Origin of the sequence: Pseudomonas sp. (assembly GCF_046581935.1) — a bacterium.
In the GTDB taxonomy this organism is placed as follows: domain Bacteria; phylum Pseudomonadota; class Gammaproteobacteria; order Pseudomonadales; family Pseudomonadaceae; genus Aquipseudomonas.
On record NZ_JAYGFK010000017.1, the window covers coordinates 74,125 to 95,568 of the forward strand.

At 58.7% G+C, this 21,444-nt stretch carries 24 protein-coding genes; 15 read left to right on the forward strand and 9 right to left on the reverse strand.

Annotated features, from left to right (window positions below; all coding sequences use genetic code 11):
- The first annotated feature begins 38 nt into the window (after positions 1-38).
- Positions 39-380, forward strand: a complete 342-nt coding sequence (locus tag VCA57_RS15575) for an FKBP-type peptidyl-prolyl cis-trans isomerase (RefSeq protein WP_411185990.1) — start codon at positions 39-41, stop codon at positions 378-380.
- Between the two features lie 48 nt (positions 381-428).
- Here VCA57_RS15575 and mnmH read toward each other — a convergent pair whose 3' ends face one another.
- Both mnmH and selD read right to left on the reverse strand, forming a co-directional pair.
- A complete protein-coding gene (gene mnmH, locus VCA57_RS15580) occupies positions 429-1,529 on the reverse strand; it encodes a tRNA 2-selenouridine(34) synthase MnmH (RefSeq protein WP_411185991.1) in 1,101 nt (366 codons plus the stop codon).
- Entirely contained in the window at positions 1,529-2,563 is a 1,035-nt protein-coding gene (gene selD / locus VCA57_RS15585; RefSeq protein ID WP_411185992.1) for a selenide, water dikinase SelD, read from the reverse strand. The genes mnmH and selD overlap by 1 nt, the downstream gene beginning before the upstream one ends.
- Before the next feature lie 170 nt (positions 2,564-2,733).
- Between selD and VCA57_RS15590 the strand changes: the two genes are divergently transcribed.
- The 6 genes from VCA57_RS15590 (at position 2,734) to VCA57_RS15615 (ending at position 7,317) form a co-directional block, all read left to right on the forward strand.
- The gene (locus tag VCA57_RS15590; RefSeq protein WP_411185993.1) at positions 2,734-3,585 is read left to right on the forward strand and encodes a putative selenate ABC transporter substrate-binding protein; all 852 of its coding nucleotides are present in this window, start codon (positions 2,734-2,736) and stop codon (positions 3,583-3,585) included.
- A complete protein-coding gene (locus tag VCA57_RS15595) occupies positions 3,582-4,379 on the forward strand; it encodes a phosphonate ABC transporter ATP-binding protein (RefSeq protein ID WP_411185995.1) in 798 nt (265 codons plus the stop codon). Before VCA57_RS15590 ends, VCA57_RS15595 begins: the two co-directional genes overlap by 4 nt.
- Positions 4,373-5,200 carry a PhnE/PtxC family ABC transporter permease gene (locus tag VCA57_RS15600; protein WP_411185996.1) on the forward strand — a complete coding sequence of 276 codons (828 nt, stop codon included), beginning with the start codon at positions 4,373-4,375 and terminating at the stop codon, positions 5,198-5,200. The genes VCA57_RS15595 and VCA57_RS15600 overlap by 7 nt, the downstream gene beginning before the upstream one ends.
- Positions 5,197-5,964, forward strand: a complete 768-nt coding sequence (phnE, locus tag VCA57_RS15605; protein ID WP_411185997.1) for a phosphonate ABC transporter, permease protein PhnE — start codon at positions 5,197-5,199, stop codon at positions 5,962-5,964. The genes VCA57_RS15600 and phnE overlap by 4 nt, the downstream gene beginning before the upstream one ends.
- A gap of 325 nt (positions 5,965-6,289) precedes the next feature.
- The gene (locus tag VCA57_RS15610) at positions 6,290-6,745 is read left to right on the forward strand and encodes a GNAT family N-acetyltransferase (protein ID WP_411185998.1); all 456 of its coding nucleotides are present in this window, start codon (positions 6,290-6,292) and stop codon (positions 6,743-6,745) included.
- Between the two features lie 89 nt (positions 6,746-6,834).
- Positions 6,835-7,317: a GNAT family N-acetyltransferase gene (locus VCA57_RS15615; protein WP_411185999.1), complete on the forward strand. Its 483-nt coding sequence runs from the start codon at positions 6,835-6,837 to the stop codon at positions 7,315-7,317.
- A gap of 194 nt (positions 7,318-7,511) precedes the next feature.
- Here VCA57_RS15615 and VCA57_RS15620 read toward each other — a convergent pair whose 3' ends face one another.
- Both VCA57_RS15620 and VCA57_RS15625 read right to left on the reverse strand, forming a co-directional pair.
- On the reverse strand, positions 7,512-8,165 hold the full coding sequence (locus tag VCA57_RS15620; RefSeq protein WP_411186000.1) for a TIGR04211 family SH3 domain-containing protein: 654 nt from the start codon (positions 8,163-8,165) through the stop codon (positions 7,512-7,514).
- 340 nt (positions 8,166-8,505) lie between these two features.
- On the reverse strand, positions 8,506-10,029 hold the full coding sequence (locus VCA57_RS15625) for a fumarate hydratase (protein ID WP_411186001.1): 1,524 nt from the start codon (positions 10,027-10,029) through the stop codon (positions 8,506-8,508).
- A 285-nt stretch (positions 10,030-10,314) separates the two neighbouring features.
- Between VCA57_RS15625 and VCA57_RS15630 the strand changes: the two genes are divergently transcribed.
- From VCA57_RS15630 to VCA57_RS15640, 3 genes are read left to right on the forward strand one after another with little or no spacing between them, the layout of a single operon-like run.
- Positions 10,315-11,448, forward strand: a complete 1,134-nt coding sequence (locus tag VCA57_RS15630) for a GGDEF domain-containing protein (RefSeq protein ID WP_411186002.1) — start codon at positions 10,315-10,317, stop codon at positions 11,446-11,448.
- Positions 11,441-12,382, forward strand: coding sequence for an iron-sulfur-binding ferredoxin reductase (locus VCA57_RS15635; RefSeq protein ID WP_411186003.1), 942 nt, complete (start codon positions 11,441-11,443; stop codon positions 12,380-12,382). Before VCA57_RS15630 ends, VCA57_RS15635 begins: the two co-directional genes overlap by 8 nt.
- Before the next feature lie 46 nt (positions 12,383-12,428).
- Complete coding sequence (locus VCA57_RS15640) at positions 12,429-13,202, forward strand: enoyl-CoA hydratase (RefSeq protein WP_411186004.1); 774 nt, start codon at positions 12,429-12,431, stop codon at positions 13,200-13,202.
- A gap of 138 nt (positions 13,203-13,340) precedes the next feature.
- Here VCA57_RS15640 and pyk read toward each other — a convergent pair whose 3' ends face one another.
- Together pyk and VCA57_RS15650 are read right to left on the reverse strand one after the other, a co-directional pair.
- Complete coding sequence (gene pyk / locus VCA57_RS15645; protein WP_411186005.1) at positions 13,341-14,792, reverse strand: pyruvate kinase; 1,452 nt, start codon at positions 14,790-14,792, stop codon at positions 13,341-13,343.
- A 247-nt stretch (positions 14,793-15,039) separates the two neighbouring features.
- Complete coding sequence (locus tag VCA57_RS15650) at positions 15,040-15,837, reverse strand: tetratricopeptide repeat protein (RefSeq protein WP_411186007.1); 798 nt, start codon at positions 15,835-15,837, stop codon at positions 15,040-15,042.
- Between the two features lie 148 nt (positions 15,838-15,985).
- On the opposite strand from VCA57_RS15650, the gene VCA57_RS15655 reads away from it, so the two are divergent.
- The 3 genes from VCA57_RS15655 to VCA57_RS15665 all read left to right on the forward strand — a co-directional run bounded on the left by VCA57_RS15655 (position 15,986) and on the right by VCA57_RS15665 (position 17,541).
- Positions 15,986-16,360 carry a tetratricopeptide repeat protein gene (locus VCA57_RS15655; RefSeq protein WP_411186008.1) on the forward strand — a complete coding sequence of 125 codons (375 nt, stop codon included), beginning with the start codon at positions 15,986-15,988 and terminating at the stop codon, positions 16,358-16,360.
- 335 nt (positions 16,361-16,695) lie between these two features.
- Positions 16,696-17,118, forward strand: coding sequence for a DUF4124 domain-containing protein (locus VCA57_RS15660; protein ID WP_411186009.1), 423 nt, complete (start codon positions 16,696-16,698; stop codon positions 17,116-17,118).
- Positions 17,119-17,178: 60 nt separating this feature from the next.
- The gene (locus VCA57_RS15665) at positions 17,179-17,541 is read left to right on the forward strand and encodes a PilZ domain-containing protein (RefSeq protein ID WP_411186010.1); all 363 of its coding nucleotides are present in this window, start codon (positions 17,179-17,181) and stop codon (positions 17,539-17,541) included.
- Between the two features lie 67 nt (positions 17,542-17,608).
- On the opposite strand, the gene mqo is transcribed toward VCA57_RS15665, so the two are convergent.
- Positions 17,609-19,111: a malate dehydrogenase (quinone) gene (gene mqo / locus VCA57_RS15670; RefSeq protein ID WP_411186011.1), complete on the reverse strand. Its 1,503-nt coding sequence runs from the start codon at positions 19,109-19,111 to the stop codon at positions 17,609-17,611.
- A gap of 455 nt (positions 19,112-19,566) precedes the next feature.
- Entirely contained in the window at positions 19,567-19,800 is a 234-nt protein-coding gene (locus VCA57_RS15675; protein ID WP_411186012.1) for a hypothetical protein, read from the reverse strand.
- Between the two features lie 171 nt (positions 19,801-19,971).
- On the opposite strand from VCA57_RS15675, the gene VCA57_RS15680 reads away from it, so the two are divergent.
- Positions 19,972-20,556, forward strand: coding sequence for a YajG family lipoprotein (locus VCA57_RS15680; protein WP_411186013.1), 585 nt, complete (start codon positions 19,972-19,974; stop codon positions 20,554-20,556).
- A 73-nt stretch (positions 20,557-20,629) separates the two neighbouring features.
- Here the strand turns inward: VCA57_RS15680 and VCA57_RS15685 are convergent, their stop codons facing one another.
- Complete coding sequence (locus tag VCA57_RS15685) at positions 20,630-20,836, reverse strand: hypothetical protein (protein WP_411186014.1); 207 nt, start codon at positions 20,834-20,836, stop codon at positions 20,630-20,632.
- Between the two features lie 260 nt (positions 20,837-21,096).
- On the opposite strand from VCA57_RS15685, the gene VCA57_RS15690 reads away from it, so the two are divergent.
- Positions 21,097-21,384, forward strand: a complete 288-nt coding sequence (locus VCA57_RS15690) for a hypothetical protein (protein ID WP_411186015.1) — start codon at positions 21,097-21,099, stop codon at positions 21,382-21,384.
- The last annotated feature ends 60 nt before the right edge of the window (positions 21,385-21,444 follow it).

A 21,444-nucleotide genomic window follows, 5' to 3' on the forward strand; every position in this document is an offset into this window, starting at 1 on the left:
CCAACAGTCAACTGGGCTGCGACCAAACGAGGTGAATGATGAGTAGCGAGTTAGTAATCGAAGATATTCAGTTGGGTGACGGTAAAGAAGTGGTCAAAGGGGCGCTGATAACTACCCAATACCACGGTTTTTTGGAAGATGGCAGCAAGTTCGACTCGTCCTATGATCGCGGCAAAGCCTTCCAGTGTGTGATTGGCAGCGGCCGGGTGATCAAGGGCTGGGACCTTGGCCTGATGGGCATGAAGGTCGGCGGCAAGCGCAAACTATTCGTGCCTTCGCACCTGGGTTACGGCGAGCGCCAGTTCGGCGCGCATATCAAACCGCATTCCAATCTGATCTTCGAGATCGAGCTGCTGGAAGTGCTGACGCGCGATGATTGATGGTTGAGCGGCGGCAATGATGCGGTCTTAAGAACGCATCATTGCTGGCTAACGCTGTGCCTGGCGGGCTTTCAGGTAGGCAATGACCTCAGCCTGCTCGCCGATAAACTCGATACGTGCGCCTTTGCTCTCGCGTTGGTAGGCGTACATCGGGTCGTAGTACTCGCGCAGCAACCCTTCGACCCAGCCACGGTGCAGGTCAATCGAGCCGCTGCGTTGTTGCTCCTCCAGTGCCGCCTGCATGATGGCTTGCAAGCGCTGGTAACGCTCACCGCCAAGGCGCTTGAGGATATTGCTCAGGCTTTGCAGCAGGCGTTCGCTAAACAGTCGAAAGCCATCCTCTTCACCGTGCAGGCTAATGAATTCGGCGCACAGGTTGGTCACATAGTCGCGCAGGATGCGCTCGACACGGCTTTCAAACGGATCATCCAGCCATACCAGCGGGTGGCTCTGCATGCCCTGGTACAGCTCCAACGGTAGGGTGCAACTGCCGACGGTGCGTCCTTCATCTTCCACAATAAACTGCCGGGTTTGGCGGGCGCGCTGCTTGAGAATGTCGATGGCCAGGCGGTTTTCGAAGTCAATCTGCGCCGGCTGGCCGGTGGCGCGTTTGCCGAAGCTGGAGCCGCGATGATTGGCGTGGCCTTCCAGGTCCAGGCTGTTGCCCAGTTGCGCCAATACGTCGGTTTTGCCGGTGCCGGTCAGGCCGCCGAGGATGACGAAATCGCACTCGGCCACGGCCTGCTGAGTGGTCTCCAGCAAAAAGCTGCGCATGGCTTTGTAACCGCCGATCACCCGTGGGTAGTCGATGCCGGCTTCTGCCAGCCATTGTTGGGTGATCTGCGAGCGCAGCCCACCGCGAAAGCAGTAGAGATAACCCTGTGGGTTGGCCTTGGCAAAGCGCAACCAGGCGTCGATCCGCGCTGCCTTAATCTGCCCGCTGACCAGTTGATGACCCAGGCTGATGGCAGCGTCTTGGCCCTGTTGTTTGTAGCAGGTGCCGACCCGCTGCCGCTCGCTGTCATCCATCAGCGGCAGGTTGAGTACACCGGGGAAGGCGCCCTTGTTGAACTCGACCGGGGCGCGGGCGTCCATCATCGGTCTGTCATTGAGAAAAATGTCGCGGTAGTCGCTGCTGTTGTCGCGCATCAGAGCACCTCTACCGCGTAGCGCTGTCGGGCGACCAGGCGGCCGATTGGCGCAAGGTTCAGGCCTAGCTCGGCGGCGAGTGCGAGGAACTCTGCATCGCCTTCAGGGGTTACCGCCACCAGCAAACCGCCGCTGGTTTGCGGGTCGCACAGCAGGTGTTGTTGCTCTTGTGTGAGCGGGGCGATCTTCTCGCCATAGCTTTCAAAGTTACGCAGCGTGCCGCCCGGTACGCAGCCTTCGGCCAGGTAATAGTCGACCCCCGGCAAACGCGGCACAGCGGCGTAGTCGAGCTGTGCGGTGAGGTTGGCGCCATCGGCCATCTCTACCAGGTGGCCGAGCAGGCCGAAACCGGTGACGTCGGTCATTGCGGTAACCCCGGCCAGCTTGCCGAAGCGGCTGCCGGGTTTGTTCAGGGTGCACATCCAGTCGCGCGCCAGGCCAACGTCCTCGGCGCGCAGCTTGGCTTTTTTCTCGGCGGTGGTGAGGATGCCGATGCCCAGCGGCTTGCTCAGGTACAGCTGGCAGCCAGCGGTGGCCGTGTCATTGCGCTTCATATGGCGCTTGTTCACTACGCCTGTTACAGCCAGGCCGAATATCGGCTCCGGGGCGTCGATGGAATGCCCGCCGGCCAGCGGAATGCCGGCCTCATCACACACTGCGCGGCCGCCACGAATCACTTCGCGGGCGACTTCCGGCGGCAATAGGTTGACTGGCCAACCGAGGATGGCGATGGCCATCAGTGGGTCGCCGCCCATGGCGTAGATGTCGCTGATGGCGTTGGTCGCGGCGATGCGGCCGAAGTCATAGGGGTCATCCACAATCGGCATAAAGAAGTCAGTGGTGGAGACCACGCCGCGTTCGTCGTCCAGGGCATAGACCGCCGCATCATCACGCGAGGCGTTACCCACCCACAGATTGGGGTCAAGGTTTTGCGCGCCACTGCCGGCGAGGATCACCTCCAGCACCTTGGGCGAAATCTTGCAGCCGCAGCCGGCACCGTGGCTGTACTGGGTCAAACGGATCGGCTCGCTCATCGGTCAGGCTCTCGGCAAATCAGAAAACAGGCTGCGGATTCTAGCAAAGCTGGCCTTTAGCGCAGTGGGCCATATAATCGCGCCACGTCAATTACCCTGACAAAACGCAGCCAGCGGACCAGCTGACCTGTTACTTCGAACCTTTTCCGCTATTGAACCGGAGAATCTTCATGCTCAAACGTACCCTGGCATTCGCTGTCTGTGCTGCCCTGTCTTTGTCCGCCAGCCTGAGTCACGCCGCTGAAACCCTGCGCGTTAGCGCCATCCCAGATGAAGCGCCCACCGAGCTGCTGCGTAAGTTCAAGCCGCTGGGTGCCTATTTGGAGAAAGAACTGGGCATGAAGGTCGAGTTCGTGCCGGTTGCCGACTACCCCGCAGTGGTCGAAGCATTGGCCACTGATCGCCTCGACCTGGCTTGGCTCGGCGGTTTTACCTTTGTGCAGGTGCGCCAGAAGACTGGCAACGCTATCCCGCTGGTGCAACGCGAGCAGGATGCACAGTTCACCAGCAAGTTCATCACCAGTAACCCGGACGTGAAGTCGCTTAGCGACCTGAAGGGCAAAACGTTCGCCTTCGGCTCGATTTCCTCCACCTCCGGTAGCCTGATGCCGCGCTACTTTATGCTGCAGGACGGGATCAAGCCCGAGAGCTATTTCAGCCGTATCGGTTACTCCGGTGCCCATGACGCCACTGCCGCTTGGGTTCAGGCGGGCAAGGTTGATGCTGGCGTGCTCAATGCCAGCGTGTGGGACAAGCTCGTCGCGGCCGGTAAGGTCGACACCAGCAAGGTCAAGGTCTTCGCCACCACGCCGACTTACTTCGATTACAACTGGACCGTGCGCGGCACCCTGGACCCAGCCCTGACCGCGAAGATCAAACAGGCCTTCCTGGCGCTTGATCCGGCTAACCCCGAGCAGAAGGCCATTCTTGATCTGCAAGCAGCCAGCCGCTTTATCGAAACCAAGCCGGAAAACTACAAGGGCATTGAGGACGCTGCGCGCGCCGCCGATCTGTTGAAATGAGCCTGCGCCTGACCCAGGCGACCCTGCGGCACAACAACGGCGTTCAGGCGCTGCGTGGTGTGAGCCTGAACATCGATGCTGGCGAACGGGTTGCCATCATCGGCCCGTCCGGTGCGGGCAAGTCGAGCCTGCTCAACCTGCTGGCCACGGCGCTGCAACCCACTAGCGGTGAGCTGCAGGTGCTCGGCGAGCAGCCTTGGCGGCTCTCTGCGTATCAGCGGCAACGCTTGCGGGCGCGTATTGGTTTGGTGCATCAGGCACCGCCGTTGCCCGCACGACAGCGGGTGGTGACGGCGGTGCTGGCCGGCAAACTTGGCCAGTGGAGCCTGGCCAGGAGCCTGGTTAATTTGCTCTACCCGCTGGACATTCCCGGCGCGCGGCGCGAGCTGGCCAAGCTCGACCTGGCCGACAAACTGTTCGCCCAGTGCCAGCAGTTATCCGGTGGTCAGTTGCAGCGCGTCGGCATCGCCCGCGCCCTGTATCAAGCGCCTGATCTGTTGTTGGCCGACGAGCCGGTTTCGGCGATGGACCCGGTGCTGGCCAACCACACCCTGAGCGTGCTGTGCCAGCACGCCGAGGCCAATCGCGTGACCTTGGTTGCCAGCCTGCATGCGGTGGAGTTGGCGTTGGCGCATTTCCCACGGGTTATCGGCGTGCGTGACGGGCAGATTGTGTTTGATCGGCCGGCTGGCGAGGTTGATCAACCCTTGCTCGATGCGCTCTACGTCAATCAGCAACTGCTTGTGCCGGACAGCCCGGCAGCCGCCCTGAGCGTGCAGATCCCACGATGCTGAAGCGCCACAGTCGCGATCCGGCCGTGTTGCCGCGCCTGCTCATCACGCTGTTGGGCATCGCCCTGTTGTTGCCGAGCATCCGCCTCAGTGAGCTGGATTTGAGCGTGTTGCTGGCGAGCGACAGCCAGCGCGAGATGGGTAATTTCGTGGCGGCTTTCTGGCCGCCAGCGCATGGCGCAGAGTTTCTCCAGATGCTACTGGACGCCACCTTGCAAACCCTGGCCATCGCCACCGCCGGTATGGCTTTGGCGTTACTGGTGGGTGTGCCGGCTGGCTTACTTGCCAGTCGCGCGCTATCGCTGTCGGCGGCCTCGCGTGGCGGGCGGCAGAGCGTGCTCGGTCAGGCGCTGCGTTGGCCGGTGCGCGGGTTGTTGATCTTCCTGCGCAGCGTGCCGGAAATTGTCTGGGCCTTATTGTTTGTCCGGGCTGTTGGCCTTGGTCCTACGGCTGGGGTGTTGGCCATCGCCATCACCTACGCCGGCATGCTCGGCAAGGTCTATGCGGAAATCTTCGAGTCGGTTGATCAGCGGCCGATGCACGCCTTATTGCAGAGCGGCAGTGGCCGGTTGGCGGCCTTCGTCTACGGCATCCTGCCCAGCGCTGCAGCGGAGTTGACCTCCTACACGGTGTATCGCTGGGAGTGCGCTATTCGCGCATCGGTGGTCATGGGCTTTGTTGGTGCCGGCGGCCTGGGGCAACAGATTGATCTGTCGATGCGCATGTTTGCCGGCGGTGAAGTGGCCAGCATGCTGTTGACCTTTCTCTTGCTGGTGCTGCTGGCGGATCAGCTCAGCAGCCTGCTGCGCGGGCGCTTGGCATGAATCGCCTGATCAACCTGTTACTGCTGCTGGGTATCGGCGCGGCGATGCTGGGCTCGTTCGCCTACCTGAATATTGACCTGGGCAGCTTGTTCGGCGGCGATAGCCTGCAGCAAATGGCGCGCTACGTGCAGCGCTTTCTACGGCCGGATATGAGCGCCGAGCATCTTGCAGCGCTAGCGCATGGTGCCTTGGAAACCCTGGCAATGTCGGCCATAGGTACGCTGCTCGCGGCAATCCTTGGCCTGCTTCTCGCGCTGCCTGCGGCCGGTCGTTTCGGTTGGTTGGCGCAAACCAGTGCGCGCTTGCTGCTCAATGCCCTGAGGGCGATTCCCGAGTTGGTCTGGGCGGCCTTGATGGTGTTGGCCGCAGGCCTTGGGCCCAATGCCGGCACCCTGGCGCTGGCGCTGCACACTGCGGGCGTACTTGGTCGCCTATTTGCCGAGGCTCTGGAAAATACCCCGAGCGAACCCGCCGAGGCGATCCGCCTGCAGGGTGGCAGTCAGGTGGCGGCATTCTGCTACGGCACCTTGCCCAACCTGTGGCCGCAGTTGTTGGCCTACTGCCTGTACCGCTGGGAAAACAATATCCGCATGGCCAGCGTGCTCGGCTTTGTCGGTGCCGGTGGTTTAGGGCAAATGCTCTACGTTAGCCTCAGCCTGTTTCAGGAGGCCCAGGCCAGCACCGTGATTCTGGCCATGCTGGCGCTGGTATTCGGCGTCGACGCCCTAAGCGGCTGGACCCGCCAACGCTGGGTCCGCGCCTAGAGTTGGCACGGCAGCGGGTTGGCCAAGTAAGCGTTGCCACTTGTATCTACGTCGCTTTCACGAACGCGTAGGGGCAGCTTTGCCTGCCATCCTGGCGATTACAACCAACCGCCGTAGGATGGCGTTGAGCGCAGCGATACCCATCACCAGCAGATACGCAGGGCAGGTATATAACAAGGATTTAACGGCGGTTTGGATTAAAGCCGTGGCCTAAGTAGCTGTGCGCGGGTGGCCAACATACTCAGCGTCATCAAGCGCAGCGATGGGTATCGCTGCGCTCAAACCATCTACAAACTATCAGGCAACGATACGTAAGGAGCGACCGGTGGACTTCCTGATTCGTAAAGCTGTAAACGAGGATGCCGTAGCAGTAAGCCGGGTCGTTATAAGCGCCCTGCGTGAGTCCAATGCCCAGGATTACTCGCCAGAAATAGTCGACCGTGTGGAGCAAAGCTTTTCTCCCGTTGCGATCCGCCATCTACTGACTCTGCGCCAGGTATATGTGGCGACAATCGATAACCGTGTTGTTGCAACGGCCAGCCTTGATCGTGATGTTGTCCGTAGCGTGTTCGTTGATCCGGCCTATCAAGGGGGCGGCATAGGAAAACAATTGATGACGGCTATCCAGTCATGCGCCGTCAACGAAGGCGTCAAGCTATTACGCGTTCCATCTTCAATCACAGCGGAAGGCTTTTACTCTTCACTTGGTTTTAAAAAAGTTCGAGACGAATTTCACGAAGCCGAGCGCACGATCATCATGGAAAAGAGCTTGGGCCAATAGCGTATTTCTCTGGGGTAAAGGCTTTTTTGCTGGAATCCGGACAGCTATCGGCCCAAGAGGTCATGGGCAGAAACATCGACAGGAAGGCCATGGACATTCGATTGACGGAAGCAAAAGACTGGATGCTTTTGAAGCAAATCCGTCTTGCTGCGCTTTTGGACACACCGAGAGCGTTTGGTGTGAGCTATCAAGCTGCTGCCAATTACAGTGAAGAACAGTGGAAAGAACGAGCCTCGTCAGTCAGAACGGAATTTTGGCTGGCCATAGAGGGAGGCAAGCCCGTTGGAATGATCGGGGCTGGTGTCAGTAGCGCGAACCGCTATAACTTGATCGGAATGTGGGTTGAGCCCGCTGCACGTGGGACTGGTGTGGCAACTAAGCTGGTTGAGGCAGTTAAATTTCGCGCGGTAGAGAAAGGGCACAGCAGCGTCTTTCTGGATGTATCTCTCGACAATGCTAGGGCCTTGCATCTCTATCTGAGGCTGGGGTTTTCTTTAATTGATGAATGGCAACCATTAGAAAGTCATCCAGATATCACGGTTCAAACAATGCTCTGGACTAGCGGGAACTGATTCACAAGCATCCCGTTCGATGTATGTCCGCACAGCACTGCTTTCCCTATTTCTAAACGCAAAAAATCCGGCACCGTGCGGGTTTGTTTTGTTTGTAGCAATGTCGCTTGATTTCGACGGTCAGGCTGCCGTGAATTCCCTTGCTCCAGACCGCCGATGCGCTTGTCTATTCGGGCTTCCGGAGTTTTAGTCTCTCAAACCCACTGATCATTGCGTTTACGCCGTACCCGCAACAGGGTCGGCAGGATCAGTCCGGCGAGCAGGCCGGCGCCTGCGATGCCGCTGCCGTAGGTCATGTAACGCATCAGTACGCTCTGGTTTTCTTCGCCGAGCTGCGCTTGCAGTTCGCGCAATTCGGAGTTGGCCTGTGTCAGTTCACTGTCCAGTGCTGTGCGGGCGGTTTGCAGTTCGTCGATCAGGGTTTTGCGTGAGTCCAGGGTTTCTTGCATGCCTTGCACGCGGGTTTTCCAGGTGTCGTTGATGCCATCCAGCTCGGCGCTCAGTTCCGTCACCTTCTGTTCCAGTTGCGGTAAGCGTTCGGCTTGGCCGGGAACGTCTTGCAGGTCGCGACTGGCAATCCACACTGCGCTGCCGTTTTCGCCACGTACCTGGCTGTAGTCGCCGTCGGTGCGCAGCAGGGTGACCTTCTGCCCGGAAACCAGAGTGCCGACGATGCGGTAGCCATCGGTTGGACCGCTGCGCACATAGGTATTCAGGCTGTCGCTGACCCAGCGCGCGGCGGTGTTGGTTTCTTCGGCGTATGCGCTAACGCTGGCCAGCAAGCAGGCACCCAAGGCGATGCGCTGCAGGGAGGTAAAACTGGAGAGGAGGTGATGGGATCGGGACATGGGGGCAATCTTCACATGGCGATTGAACGAAACCCTGTAGGCGGGTGCGGGAAATGCCGGCCAGGCGTGTTGCTGTTCACAGGTGCGCGATGAGGATTACGCAGCGGCCTGTTGGGCAAATGGCCATGCAATCCACCCGGCGGGCCGACAGCAGACAGACACTTGGTAGGCGCCGGGAGTTCATTCGGTGACGCATCGCGGGATGGATGGTTGGTTAGGTTGTGGGTGTATTGGTGGCGTTGCAGGCAAGCGTGAAAAGCACTCAAGCCGTGCGGCGTTTGCTAGCACTGAAACCAACAAACCCGGCACTGGGCCGGGTTTGCTGGGTTTACCGTAAGGCTTACTTGATCTCGACGGCCAGGCTGTCGTGGATCTTCTGTTTCCAGATCGCTGGGCCAGTAATGTGCACCGACTCGCCATTGCTGTCGACGGCGACGGTTACCGGCATGTCTTTAACTTCGAACTCGTAGATGGCTTCCATCCCCAGTTCGGCAAAGGCCAGCACCTTGGACTTCTTGATCGCCTGGGCCACCAGGTAAGCGGCGCCGCCAACGGCCATCAGGTACACGGCCTTGTTGTCCTTGATCGCTTCGATGGCAATCGGGCCACGTTCGGACTTGCCGATCATGCCGAGCAGGCCGGTGGTTTCGAGAATTTGCCGGGTGAATTTGTCCATCCGCGTGGCGGTGGTCGGGCCGGCCGGGCCAACCACTTCGTCGCCGATCGGGTCGACCGGGCCAACGTAATAGATGAAGCGGCCTTTCAGGTCGACTGGCAGCTCTTCACCTTTGTTGAGCATGTCGACCATGCGCTTGTGCGCGGCATCGCGGCCGGTGAGCATCTTGCCGTTGAGCAGCACGGTTTCGCCCGGCTTCCAGCTCTGTACATCTTCCGGGGTGATGGTGTCGAGGTCGACACGGCGAGCGCTCGGGCCTGCTTCCCAGACGATTTCCGGGTAGGCGTCGAGATCTGGCGCTTCCAGCTCGGCTGGGCCTGTGCCGTCGAGTACGAAGTGGGCGTGACGGGTAGCCGCGCAGTTGGGGATCATGCACACCGGCAGGCTGGCAGCGTGGGTTGGGTAATCCATGATCTTCACGTCGAGCACGGTGGTCAGGCCGCCGAGGCCTTGGGCACCTATGCCTAGCTGGTTCACTTTTTCGAACAATTCGAGGCGGATTTCCTCGATCTTGTTTTGCGGGCCACGGGCTTTCAGCTCATGGATGTCGATGGACTCCATGAGCACTTCTTTGGCCATGACTGCGGCTTTCTCGGCGGTGCCGCCGATACCGATGCCGAGCATACCTGGTGGGCACCAGCCAGCGCCCATTTCCGGTACGGTCTTGAGTACCCAGTCGACGATCGAGTCGGACGGGTTGAGCATGGCCATCTTCGATTTGTTCTCGGAGCCACCGCCTTTGGCGGCAACATCCACTTCCACTTTGTCGCCTGGGACGATGGAGTAGTGGATCACGGCCGGGGTGTTGTCCTTGGTGTTTTTACGCGCGCCAGCCGGATCGGCGAGGATCGAAGCGCGCAGGACGTTTTCCGGCAAGTTGTAAGCGCGGCGCACGCCTTCGTTGATCATGTCGTCGACGCTCATGGTTGCGCCATCCCAGCGCACGTCCATGCCTACACGGATGAATACGGTAACGATGCCGGTGTCCTGGCAGATCGGTCGATGGCCAGTGGCGCACATGCGCGAGTTGATCAGGATTTGCGCCATGGAGTCGCGCGCAGCCGGGGATTCTTCCTTCAGGTAGGCCTCATGCATGGCCTGGATGAAATCCACGGGATGGTAGTAGGAGATGAACTGCAGGGCGTCGGCGACGCTCTGAATCAGGTCGTCTTGCTTGATCACGGTCATGCTATGCGCTCCCTTTTATGTGGGTAGGAGTAAGGCAGGAACTTCGAAGAGCGCAGGGGCACACCCGGCGCAGGGCTATCAAGGTCAAAGGGCAAGGCCGAAGGACAATATAAAAAGGCGCGGCAGTATACCGCGCACGTCTGCCAGACGCACACCTGTACGGCCTCAACCATGGTCGCTGGCTGCCCAGCAGTAGGGTCGAGCAGCTATGCGCTCTGGCCCTAGGCATTCTGTGATCACAGAGGTAGAGTGGCGGCTAGATGCCAGCATGGGATGGACGCCCACATGCCCGTGAGCTTAAACAGCCCAAAGGGTGCCAATAAAGAACTGCAAAACCTGCTGCTGAAGCGCTTCGGCATGGGCGCGGCTTCCTATGCATTGACCGCTCTGTTCTGCTGGATTGCCATGTTCGCTGGGCTGATCAATGTCAGTATAGCGACGGCACTGGCGCTCACTGCGCTGGGAGCTTTGAGCCAGCTGCTGTTCCTCAGCTTGTTTCTCTCTCGTATCAACCAACGCTTCACTGATCCCAGCCTGACTGAACCTCAGGTGCTGGTGGCACTGGCTTGGCTGACTGTACTGCTTGGTCTGTTCGATGATGGGCGTGGCAGCATGCTGGTCATTTACTTAGTGATTCTGCTGTTTGGGGTATTTCAGCTACCACCCAAGGTATTTGTTCGTTGTGCATTATTTGCTTTCTTTGGTTTCGCCGGGCTGAATCTCTATGAGGCTTATACCTTGCAGATGAGTGCGCCACGTGTGGCGCTGATGCAGGTGTGCGTACTGGCGGGTGTGCTGGTCTGGCTTTGCTTGTTCGCCAGCTATGCCCAGGCTATGCGTCAACGTATGCGGCAACGACGTTTTGCTTTGCAGGCGCACCAGGACACGCTGCGTGGCATGATGCGCCAGCTTGAAGACTTAGCCTCCACGGATGAGTTGACTGGCCTGTGCAATCGCCGGCATTTTCTGCGACTGGCCCGTCACCAGTTGGAGAGTCTGGGTGGTGGTCATCAGCATGGCCTGGCGCTGCTCGATCTGGATCATTTCAAGCAAATCAATGATGCACATGGTCATGCGGCAGGGGATCGCGTCTTGCAAACCTTTGCCGTGGTGGCTCGTGCCTGTTTGCGTGACGGCGATGTTATCGCCCGTTATGGCGGTGAGGAGTTTGTTCTGTTGCTACTCAATACTGACGCTGATCAGTTCAGTGCCTGCTGTGAGCGCCTGCGCGAGTCGTTCAGCCGTGCAGAACCACTGGGCGTGAAGGTGGAAAGATTGAGTGTGTCAATTGGCCTGACTCTGCTGGCCGAGCATGATGATCTCGATGAAGCCCTGCAGCGTGCTGATCAAGCGCTCTACCAGGCCAAGCGCAATGGACGCAATTGCTGCGCCGCAACCTGGGAGGATCTGGATGCCTGAATTGCGCGTTGCTCAGCGCAGTCTGCAGGTCAGTGCTGCTAGTAATCTGCTGGATAACCTATTGGCTGGCGGTATTAATGTGCCCTATAGCTGCCGTGCGGGCAGTTGTCATGCCTGCCTGGTGCGTTGTGTGGCCGGCGAGTTGCTGGATGCCAAGCCCGAGGCACTGGATGAGGCGCGACGGGAGCAGGGCTGGCGATTGGCATGCCAGTGCCGGGTAGTGGCCGATGTGCAGGTCGAGGTGTTTGATCCTCAGCGCGATGGCGCCCCGGCGGTTATTCATAGTTGTGACTGGCTCAGCAGCGATGTGCTGCGCCTACGCCTGACCCCGCAACGGCCACTGCGTTATAGCGCGGGGCAGCACATGCAGTTATGGACGGAAAATGGCCTTGCCCGGCCCTATTCCTTGGCTAGCATACCGGGGGACGATCCCTGGCTTGAGTTTCATATCGATTGTCGGCGCAACGGCGCCTTCGCGACGGCCGCACGTGATTTTCAGCCAGGCGCTAGCCTGCGTCTGGGCGACCTGCGTGGTGCCTCGTTGCACTACGAGGCGGACTGGCAAGCGCGTCCGCTCTGGTTGCTGGCTGCCGGCACCGGTTTGGCCCCGTTATATGCTGTGCTGCGTGAAGCGTTACGGCAGGAGCATCAGGGCGCTATTCGGCTGCTGCACATGGCCCGCGAGCCTGCCGAACATTACCTGGCAGATGAGTTGCAGGCGTTGGCCCGCGTGTATCCGCAACTGCAGGTCGAGCAGGTTGTGGCGGCCGACTTGCCGGCTGCTTTGGCCGAACTGCGCCTTGTCTCACGACAAACCATCGCCTTACTCTGCGGCCACCCTGACAATGTCGAAACCTGCGCGCGCCGCCTGTACTTGCTGGGCTTGCCGCGTAACCAGGTTTTCGCTGACGTCTTTTTGCCCCACGCGCGCTAGCCGTTCAGGTTCTCAGCTCGCGGGTGGCCTGCCGTGAGGATTGATAATGAGCGAGCACCTGCTGGTTGAGCGTGAGCAAGGGTTGCTGACCCTGCGTATGCACCGCCCCGACAAGAAGAATGCCCTGACCCGGGCCATGTACAGCGGCATGGCCGAGGTGCTGGTGCAGGCCGATCAGGACAAGAGCGTACGCGCCGTATTGATTACCGGCGGTGACAGCTGTTTTACCAGTGGTAATGATGTTGCCGACTTTATCCAGGCGCCACCGAGCGGGTTGAACAGCGAAGTCTTTCAATTTATGCAGGCACTGTTCGAGTTCAGCAAGCCAGTGGTGGCTGCCGTTAACGGCCCTGCTGTAGGCATCGGCACGACGATGCTGCTTCACTGCGACCTGGTGTATGTCAGCCGTGATGCCAAGTTGAAGATGCCCTTCGTCAATCTTGGCCTGTGCCCTGAGTACGGTTCCAGCTTGATTCTGCCGCGCTTGCTCGGCCACGCCCGCGCTGCCGAATTGCTCCTGCTCGGGCAGAGTTTTACCGGCGAACAGGCCGCAGCCTGGGGCATTGCCAATCAGGCTATGGATAGCGGTGAGGCAACCTTGGCCAGGGCCCGCGAAATGGCCCTGCGCTTTCAGCAATTGGCACCGGCCGCTGTGGCGGACAGCAAACGTCTGATGCGCGCACCAGATCGCGAGCAACTGCGCCGAGTTATCGAGGAGGAGGGGGCGCTGTTCGGCCAGCGTTTGCGCTCGCCGGAAGCCATCGAAGCGCTGACAGCTTTTATGCAGCGGCGCACGCCGGACTTCAGCAAGTTCGCCTGATTTACTGAGGCAAACAAAAAAGGCCGCTCAATTGAGCGGCCTTTTGCGTTGTGCTGGGTAGCCTAGAGCCTTTTACGATCTCGCTAGCCTAGTTTTTAAGGCAACAAGGCCGACGCGCAGCAGATCATAAACAGGCTCTTACACCAGAGCTTCACCGACATGCAGAAGCTTCATGGTGTTGGTGCCACCGATGGTGTGGTAACTGTCGCCCTTGGTCAGGATCACCCAATCGCCAGCCTGCACAACGCCACGCTTGAGCAGCTCGTCCACTGCGGCCTGGCTGACTTCGGCAGGTTGCAGGGCGGCTGGGTCGAATGGCACGGTGTAGACGCCACGGAACATCGCCGCGCGCGCCTGAGTTTCGCGATGCGGAGAGAAGGCGAAGATCGGCACAGAGGAACGGATGCGCGACATGATCAGCGGGGTGTAGCCACTTTCGGTGAGGGCGATGATCGCTTTCACGCCGGGGAAGTGGTTGGCCGTATACATGGCGGCCAGGGCGATGCTTTCGTCGCAACGCTCGAACTCGGTGCCCATGCGGTGGCTGGATTTTTTGCTAGTCGGGTGCTTTTCCGCGCCCAAGCAAATCCGCGCCATGGCTTGTACGGCTTCCAGCGGGTAAGCGCCGGCGGCACTTTCCGCTGAGAGCATCACCGCATCGGTGTAGTCGAGCACGGCGTTGGCCACGTCGGAGACTTCCGCGCGAGTCGGCATAGGGTTCTGGATCATCGACTCCATCATCTGCGTCGCTGTGATCACCGCCTTGTTGTGGCGGCGTGCGTGCAGAATGATTTTCTTCTGGATGCCGCACAGCTCGGCGTCGCCGATTTCCACGCCGAGGTCACCACGGGCAACCATGACCGCGTCACTGGCGCGGATCAGGCCATCGAGGGTTTCGTCATCGGCTACTGCTTCGGCGCGTTCAATCTTGGCCACCAGCCAGGCGGTGCCGCCGGCTTCGTCACGCAGTTTGCGTGCGTAGTGCATGTCGTTGGCATCACGCGGGAAGGACACGGCTAGGTAATCCAGCTCCATTTCAGCAGCGAGCTTGATGTCGGCCTTGTCTTTCTCGGTCAGTGCCGGTGCAGTCAAGCCGCCACCGCGACGGTTGATGCCTTTGTGGTCGGACAGCGGGCCGCCGATGATCACTTCGCAGTGCAGGGCATCGCTGGTGGCGCTGACAACGCGCATCACCACGCGGCCGTCGTCGAGCAGCAGTTCGTCGCCTACGCCGCAATCCTTGACCAGATCCGGGTAGTCGATACCGACGATGTCTTGCGTGCCTTCGGTCAGAGGATGGCTGGTGGAGAAGGTGAAGCGGTCGCCGAGCTTAAGCTCAATGCGCTTGTTGGCGAATTTGGCGATACGGATTTTCGGGCCTTGTAAGTCACCCAGTAGCGCTACGTGGCGGCCGTGTTTGGCAGCCAGTTCACGTACCAGTTTGGCGCGCGCTTTGTGTTCGTCTGGCGAGCCGTGGGAGAAGTTCAGGCGGGCGACATCCAGGCCCGCGATGATCAGCTGTTCGAGAATCTCGGGGCTGTTACTCGATGGGCCGAGGGTAGCAACGATTTTGGTACGGCGAACGGTCATGCACAGACTCCTGAGTGGCGAATGTCCATGAGGCTACTATGTCGTAACGCTGTAGTCATTGTTCCTATGCACTACCAGAACCTATATACGATCTGCTGCGCGTTGGCCCTGCTGCTTTAAAAACAGGCTCGGTAAACCGCTGGCTGTTACTTCGCTGCGCTGCGTATCTCACCTGTTTTTACCCGCTTTAAGCTGTTACTAGGCAGCGCTTTGCAGGGCACTGGCTCGCGAAATCGTAAACAGGTTCTTAGCGGTTGAGCGCTTGGTCCAGATGTTGCGCCGCTGTGCGGTTTAGCTCGCTGTTGGGGTATTGCACCAGCAGGCGGCGCAGGTAGCTGATGGCCTTGTCACTGCTTGCCTGTGGGTTGTCCGGGGCCAGGTACATCAGGCCGAGCTGGTACAGGGCTTTTTCCTTGATGTCGTCGGGAATGCCGGGGTCGCTCAAGGCCAACAGATATAACTCTTCGGCTTCACTGACGCGATTTTTTAGCACGGCGCGGCGTGACAGTAGCGTCATGTCCTGGTCGAGGCTGGGTTTGTACAGGTCAAGTTGTTGGTTGGGTTGCCAGTGAGCAAGTAGCTCGCGCGAGGTTTTGTGTACCGGTTCATTGGCGCGCTCGCGGATTATTACAATGCGTTCTTCGGCCCGTTCGGCAGCGCGGCTGGCGGGAAACTGGTTGAGTACTTGGTAGAAGTAGTTAAGCGCTTTGTTGTCATCGCGCTGTTCGTTGAAGCGGTTCATGTACAGAATGCCGATTTGGTAGAGCGCGATGGCACGCACCTCATTGCTGAGTTTTTCATCGCGGTAACCCGTGAGGTACAGCTTTTCCGCTTCTTCGCTCTTGGCATCACGGATGGCTTGGGCGCTGTAAGTCAGCAGGTCGCCGTCATCTTCGATAGCGGCAAGCATGCGGTTGTTCTTTAAGGTTTTGTATTCGACCACCTCGTTGGTGGTGATCTGCGCAATAAATAGCGGTGTGGTGGGTGAGCAGGCGCTCACTAGTGCGATACACAGTAGTAATAACAGGCGGGGTGACGACGACATGACAGCTCCTGGGCACAATGGCCGTTGCGCGTCAGTCTAGTCAGCGCCTATGGCGTGGCCAAGGGGCGAACGGCATTACCCATCAGAGGATATGTTGCTGCAGAATTTTCCCGGGCAGTCGATACACTGCACATCGGAGGAGTGGCTTATGCGAATGCTATTGGTTGTACTGATGCTGGTGGGGTTGGTGGGCTGTAACCGTTACTCATTCGACCAGCACCTTAATGATGCCTATGAGGCCTATGACCGGGGCGAGTGCGAGTCGGCTATCCTGTCGTTGTCCAAGGCCGAGCGTAACAGTCGTTCGCGGCGTTATATGCAGCCTGAAATCTCGTTGCTGCGTGGTCAATGCCTGGAGCGTCAGGCGTTGTTCGTTGATGCGATGCAGACTTACCAGTTCATCGTCACCAATTACCCTGCTAGCGAATATGCCTATCGTGCCCGCGCGCGCATTGAAACCCTGCGTGAGTTAGGTCATGGCGGTACTGATGTGGCGGTCAAGGTTAATCCGCTTAAGCCTTGACCGCTGGTCGTTACGCGACTCTGCGGGCTATTCTCGGCAGTAGGCTAGGGTCTGTTGCCGTTTAATCGCGAGCCGCGTTGCTGCGAGAAATGGCCCCCGGTTAGGCGCAGGACGCAGGTAATGGTTGTTCCCTTGCCAAGTCCTGCAACAACAGCGGGGGCCATTTCCCGCGCAACCCTATGGGCCGGGCCAGTTTTTGTGCGATGCGGTGTTACTCGATGGCTCATTTGGCCTGCCAAACTTCGCATCTCGTGCCTTGCCTCGCGCAAAAACTGGCTCCGGCGTGGCCGCGAGTGAAGCGGCAACAGACCCTAGGATTTTTCAGGAGGGATTCCATGCGCGCGTTGTTGTGCTTGTTGCTCGTGCCAGGGTTGGTGGCAGCGGAAATTTATCGTTGGACGGATGCTCAGGGCCAGGTGCACTTCGGCCAGCGCCCGGAGGCGGCGGGTGCCCAGCAGGTTGAGGTCAAACCGCAGGTGGTCGAACGTGACCAACTGACGCGCGAGCGAGAAGAGCGTACCAATCGCTTCTATAATGCACGTCGCGAGGAGCAGGCTCAGGCTTCCGCTGCTGCTGCCCAACGGCAGTCCAAACGTGCAGATGAGTGCCGGAAGTTGCGCCAAAGGCTCGCGTCTATTCCTGAAGGACGCCGTTATTTCCGCACTGATGCTAACGGCGAGCGGAATTACTACAGCGATCAGCAGTTGGATACCGCTCGTCAGCAACTCCAGAGCGAGGTGGCAGAGCGCTGCTCCTGAATCTGGTTTAAGCGCAGTAGTGAGGCCATACTCAATGGCCATTTATAGCGATTTGCCACTATGCCAACGCATGTTCAGCGCAGCATTGAGCGCCACCAGTTGCCGTATTACTTGAAAGTGTTCAACCGTATCACCGACAAACCCATGGGTTATCTTGGCAACGTTTCCCTGGATGGCCTGTTGCTGATCAGTGAGTTGCCTCTGTTGGTGGGCGCACGTTTTGATATGCGCCTGAAAATTCTGGGTCGCGATACGCCTTACTACATCGACTTTTCCGCCAATTGCCAATGGTGCCGTGAGGATGTCACGCCGGGTTGTTATGACTCTGGTTTCGCGCTGCTGGCTCCTCCGGCCGATTATGTGCAAATGGTCGATGCGTTGCGCCATTACTTCACTTTTCAATCGGTGGCCGCATCGGTCTGATATTTTTTGCTGTCTCGCGCGCAATAAAAAAACCGCCTCTGGAGGCGGTTTTTTATTGCCGTAACATTTAGGCGCTAACGGGGTGTTGCAGTTGCAGCAGTGCGTCGGAACGAGCCTGTACTTCGCGATAACGCTCGGCATCCTTGGCTAGAACTGCGCCTTGAGCAGGGAATATCTCGTTCAGTTTACGGCTCCATTGCTCGCTCTTCAGTTTCTCGCCAAAGCAGCGCTGGAGTAGGTCGAGCATGATCGAAACGGTGACTGATGCGCCTGGTGAGGCGCCAAGCAGGGCGGCGAGAGAGCCGTCTTCCGCAGCCACCAGCTCGGTGCCGAACTGCAGGATGCCACCGTTTTTCGCGTCCTTCTTGATGATCTGCACGCGTTGGCCGGCAATCTCTATACGCCAGTCTTCGGCTTTGGCTTCAGGGTAAAAGCCGCGCAGTGTTTCCAGGCGCTTCTCTTCGGACTGCAGCACTTCCTTGACCAAGTAGCGAGTTAGGTCGAAGTTGTCGCGAGCCACGGCCAGCATTGGGCCGATATTATTGAAGCGGACCGACAATGGCAGGTCGAGGAACGAACCGCGTTTGAGGAACTTGGTGGTGAAGCCGGCGTATGGGCCAAACAGCAGCGAAGTTTTACCTTCTACTACGCGAGTGTCCAAATGCGGCACCGACATCGGCGGCGAGCCGACAGCCGCTTGGCTATAAACCTTGGCCTGGTGCTGCTTGACGATTTCTGGATTGTCGCAGCGCAACCACTGGCCGCTTACCGGGAAGCCGCCAAAGCCTTTGCCTTCTGGAATACCGGACATTTGCAGCAGCGGCAGTGCCGCACCACCGGCGCCGAGGAAGACAAACTTGGCCTGGATTTCACGGTTTTTGCCGGTTTCCAAGTCTTTGACGTTGACGCGCCAGCCTTGGCCATTGCGCTTGAGGCCAACGACCTTCTGGTTGCAGGTGACCTTGGCTTCGCTCTGCTGACGGAGGTGGTCGAGCAGGTGCAGGGTCAGTGCGCCGAAGTTAACGTCAGTACCAGCCATCACGCGGGTCGCGGCGATGGGCTCGTTTGGATCGCGCCCCGGCAGCATCAGTGGCATCCACTCGGCCATTGTGGCGCGGTCTTCGGTGTATTCCATTGCCGTGAACGCGTGATGGGCGGTCAGCGCAGTAAAGCGCTTCTTCAGGAAATCTATGCCTTTCTGGCCGCGCACGAAGCTCAGGTGTGGAACCGGGCTGATGAACGATTTGGGCGAGCCAAAGCGACCTTTCTCGACCAGGTAGGCCCAGAACTGTTTGGACTCCTCGAACTGGGTGTTGATGCTTACCGACTTTTTGATGTCGATCGAACCGTCTGCCGCTTCCGGCGTGTAGTTCAGCTCACACAGGGCCGCATGGCCGGTACCCGCATTGTTCCACGGGTAAGAGCTTTCACTCGAAGCCGTGCTCATCATGTCGAGCACTTCCAGCTTGATCGCTGGGTCGAGCTCTTTTAGCAGCACGGCCAAGGTCGCGCTCATGATGCCGGCACCAACCAGCACCACATCCATTGTTTCGTAATCGTTTTGCGCCATTACCACTTCTCCGCAAACCAGCACTCAATAGACGTTAGTCAGCTTGTGTATGCACACAGCCAATCAGCAATCGGCGAGACGCTCAAGGTTGAAGGAAGCAGGCTTCTGGGTGCAGATGCCAACCGCGAGATCGTTCATTTTCGCCACACTCTTGTGAAGTTTTCCAAACCGTTTTTTTCACGCTCTTTTGGAGTCGTGAACCTCAAACACGTCTGCGGAGCTCGCTTTTTACGACGTAGAGCGGCCATGCAGTTATTTATTGCAGGCGTTTTACGTGGCAATAGCAGCAGCTGGAAGGCAGCGCGAAGTGGGCGACTCTCTGGGGCGCAGCCGATGTAATGGTTCATCAGCGCTACGGCAGGGCCCGAACAGGAGGCGTCCTTATAATCGGGGCGAGATTATAAGGGCAATGCGGGGAAATTGATCGTCCGGTGTGACTTTTCTTCTTCCTCCGGTCAGGCCGCCAGCGTTCGTGGCAAGCGCATACAGGGGGTGGCCTGGGCGACTTGAGCGCTGGCTGGCAGAGGGGAATTTAGCCAGCTGAGGCTGCTCTGTTGTACCTCAATCCAGCCGAAGCCTTGTGGGGCGTGGGCTGACTGGCGCAAGGCACGGCAGATGCCTTGGTTATCAACCAAGGCGAATGAGCGCATGGGGCGGCGTGGAGCCAGTAAGTTACGCAGCGAAAGCATGGCGGCTACTCAATGACGAGGAAGACTAAAGTCTTATGCCTGAACTGCATGACAAGGGCGTTACGGGAACCTGTTACGCCGTTCTGCATCAGAGAAAGCAGCCCTGTTAGGCATTTGCCGCGCTGGTTATACTGCGCGCCACTTCTGCCCCTTATCTATGGAGAGTTGAGCATGCTGCATCGTCTGCTGTTTGGTTTGGTGGCTGTTGCCAGTCTTACTCTGGTGGGTTGTGCCCACAGCCCGCAACAACTCAGTCCGCAACCCAAGCTTAATAGCCCGTTGACGGCTGTTGGCCAGGGCCAGCCAGTGGTCGTGCGGGTGGCTGATGGTCGTCCGTCGCCTGTGCTTGGCACGCGTGGTGGCCTCTACCCGGAAACCAGCTCGATTAGTGTGGCGGGCCCGGATATTCTGCCCAAGCTGCAGGCTCAGGCCGAAGCGGCCGTGCGGTTGCTCGGTTTTACCCCAAGTGCCAATGCGTATAACGCGCCGCAACTGACGCTGACCCTGGCTGATCTCAAGTACCAGTCGCCGAAGGAAGGTCTGTACGTGACCGAGGCGGATATGACCGCCACCTTCCGTCTTGATGTGCAGAACAGCAGCCGTCGCTACAGTGGCCGCTACGGTGCCTCGTTGAACCAGCGTTTTGGCATGGCCCCGAATCAGGAGACCAACACCAAGCTGGTGAGTGATGTGTTGAGCGATGCGCTGACCCGCGCCTTCAAGGACCCAACCATCGGCCAAATGCTTTCGCAGTAAGCCTTATTGTTGTTCATGAAAACGCCCGGACTGTTCCGGGCGTTTTCATTTATGGGCTTGCTGGTCTTTGGCATCAAGCTGCTTCGCTGTAGAAATCCGGCATGCTCATGCCGGTGCGTGTGTCTACGTCCGGAAGGGCATAGTGCTCATGGTTGCCCATGGCGCAGTACACCAGCCAATGGTCGTCTTGCACGTTGAATGACAGACCGTCGATCACGGCGTCTACTTCATCCAGCGAGTCGATCAGGTAGTCGCGGTCTTGTGGTTGGGCGTGCAGCATGCGGTGTTCCTCCATGAGTATTCAGATCTTTCCCTGCCGGTTTATTGCGTTCGTCATGTCAGGTCTTGTTAGACCATAGATCATGTTTCCGACTGTGTTTCGACCACTCGGTCATAACGGCTGCAATTCGTCGGAATCGATTCGTGAGCGCCGCATCCTTCTGTAGACTCCGCCGCCGTATCAGGCTGTCCGAGTCTGTATTTGTGCGTGCTGCTAGGCACAGCGTTAGCTGCGTACTTTTGCAGAAGTTGAGGTTGAAGATGTCTTTGCAAACGCTTTGGTTGCTGATCGATGGCCAGCGTGCTCTGTGGCTGAACGGGTTGGCGCTATTTGTCTCGCTGGCTGGTGCTTGGTTATTGCTGGCCACTCGGCTGCGTGAGCAGCGTGCCATTGCACGGTTGTTGGTTGGCGACGAGCTGAGTGATATGGCACCACAGTCATATGAATTGGATGAGCCTACGCTGCGCATGAACCGTTTTTTCTATTGTTTTGGCTGCGTCTGTTTGGTCTCGGCGCTGTTGCTGTCCTGGGTTAGCACTCAGCTGTAATGCTGTGGTTACGGCAATAAAAAACGGCAGCCCTAGGGCTGCCGTTTTTTATGCAAGCCG

Excerpts from the sequence above, each read along its gene's own strand:
- VCA57_RS15575 (WP_411185990.1), top strand. The coding sequence starts at position 39 with ATGAGTAGCGAGTTAGTAATCGAAGATATTCAGTTGGGTGACGGTAAA.
- VCA57_RS15590 (WP_411185993.1), top strand. The coding sequence starts at position 2,734 with ATGCTCAAACGTACCCTGGCATTCGCTGTCTGTGCTGCCCTGTCTTTG.
- phnE (WP_411185997.1), top strand. The coding sequence starts at position 5,197 with ATGAATCGCCTGATCAACCTGTTACTGCTGCTGGGTATCGGCGCGGCG.
- pyk (WP_411186005.1), bottom strand. The coding sequence starts at position 14,792 with ATGACCGTTCGCCGTACCAAAATCGTTGCTACCCTCGGCCCATCGAGT.
- selD (WP_411185992.1), bottom strand. The coding sequence starts at position 2,563 with ATGAGCGAGCCGATCCGTTTGACCCAGTACAGCCACGGTGCCGGCTGC.
- VCA57_RS15690 (WP_411186015.1), top strand. The coding sequence starts at position 21,097 with ATGTCTTTGCAAACGCTTTGGTTGCTGATCGATGGCCAGCGTGCTCTG.
- VCA57_RS15615 (WP_411185999.1), top strand. The coding sequence starts at position 6,835 with ATGGACATTCGATTGACGGAAGCAAAAGACTGGATGCTTTTGAAGCAA.
- VCA57_RS15595 (WP_411185995.1), top strand. The coding sequence starts at position 3,582 with ATGAGCCTGCGCCTGACCCAGGCGACCCTGCGGCACAACAACGGCGTT.
- VCA57_RS15655 (WP_411186008.1), top strand. The coding sequence starts at position 15,986 with ATGCGAATGCTATTGGTTGTACTGATGCTGGTGGGGTTGGTGGGCTGT.
- VCA57_RS15635 (WP_411186003.1), top strand. The coding sequence starts at position 11,441 with ATGCCTGAATTGCGCGTTGCTCAGCGCAGTCTGCAGGTCAGTGCTGCT.
- VCA57_RS15600 (WP_411185996.1), top strand. The coding sequence starts at position 4,373 with ATGCTGAAGCGCCACAGTCGCGATCCGGCCGTGTTGCCGCGCCTGCTC.
- VCA57_RS15630 (WP_411186002.1), top strand. The coding sequence starts at position 10,315 with ATGCCCGTGAGCTTAAACAGCCCAAAGGGTGCCAATAAAGAACTGCAA.
- VCA57_RS15675 (WP_411186012.1), bottom strand. The coding sequence starts at position 19,800 with ATGCTTTCGCTGCGTAACTTACTGGCTCCACGCCGCCCCATGCGCTCA.
- VCA57_RS15685 (WP_411186014.1), bottom strand. The coding sequence starts at position 20,836 with ATGCTGCACGCCCAACCACAAGACCGCGACTACCTGATCGACTCGCTG.
- VCA57_RS15625 (WP_411186001.1), bottom strand. The coding sequence starts at position 10,029 with ATGACCGTGATCAAGCAAGACGACCTGATTCAGAGCGTCGCCGACGCC.
- VCA57_RS15660 (WP_411186009.1), top strand. The coding sequence starts at position 16,696 with ATGCGCGCGTTGTTGTGCTTGTTGCTCGTGCCAGGGTTGGTGGCAGCG.
- VCA57_RS15650 (WP_411186007.1), bottom strand. The coding sequence starts at position 15,837 with ATGTCGTCGTCACCCCGCCTGTTATTACTACTGTGTATCGCACTAGTG.
- VCA57_RS15665 (WP_411186010.1), top strand. The coding sequence starts at position 17,179 with ATGCCAACGCATGTTCAGCGCAGCATTGAGCGCCACCAGTTGCCGTAT.
- VCA57_RS15620 (WP_411186000.1), bottom strand. The coding sequence starts at position 8,165 with ATGTCCCGATCCCATCACCTCCTCTCCAGTTTTACCTCCCTGCAGCGC.
- mqo (WP_411186011.1), bottom strand. The coding sequence starts at position 19,111 with ATGGCGCAAAACGATTACGAAACAATGGATGTGGTGCTGGTTGGTGCC.
- mnmH (WP_411185991.1), bottom strand. The coding sequence starts at position 1,529 with ATGCGCGACAACAGCAGCGACTACCGCGACATTTTTCTCAATGACAGA.
- VCA57_RS15640 (WP_411186004.1), top strand. The coding sequence starts at position 12,429 with ATGAGCGAGCACCTGCTGGTTGAGCGTGAGCAAGGGTTGCTGACCCTG.
- VCA57_RS15680 (WP_411186013.1), top strand. The coding sequence starts at position 19,972 with ATGCTGCATCGTCTGCTGTTTGGTTTGGTGGCTGTTGCCAGTCTTACT.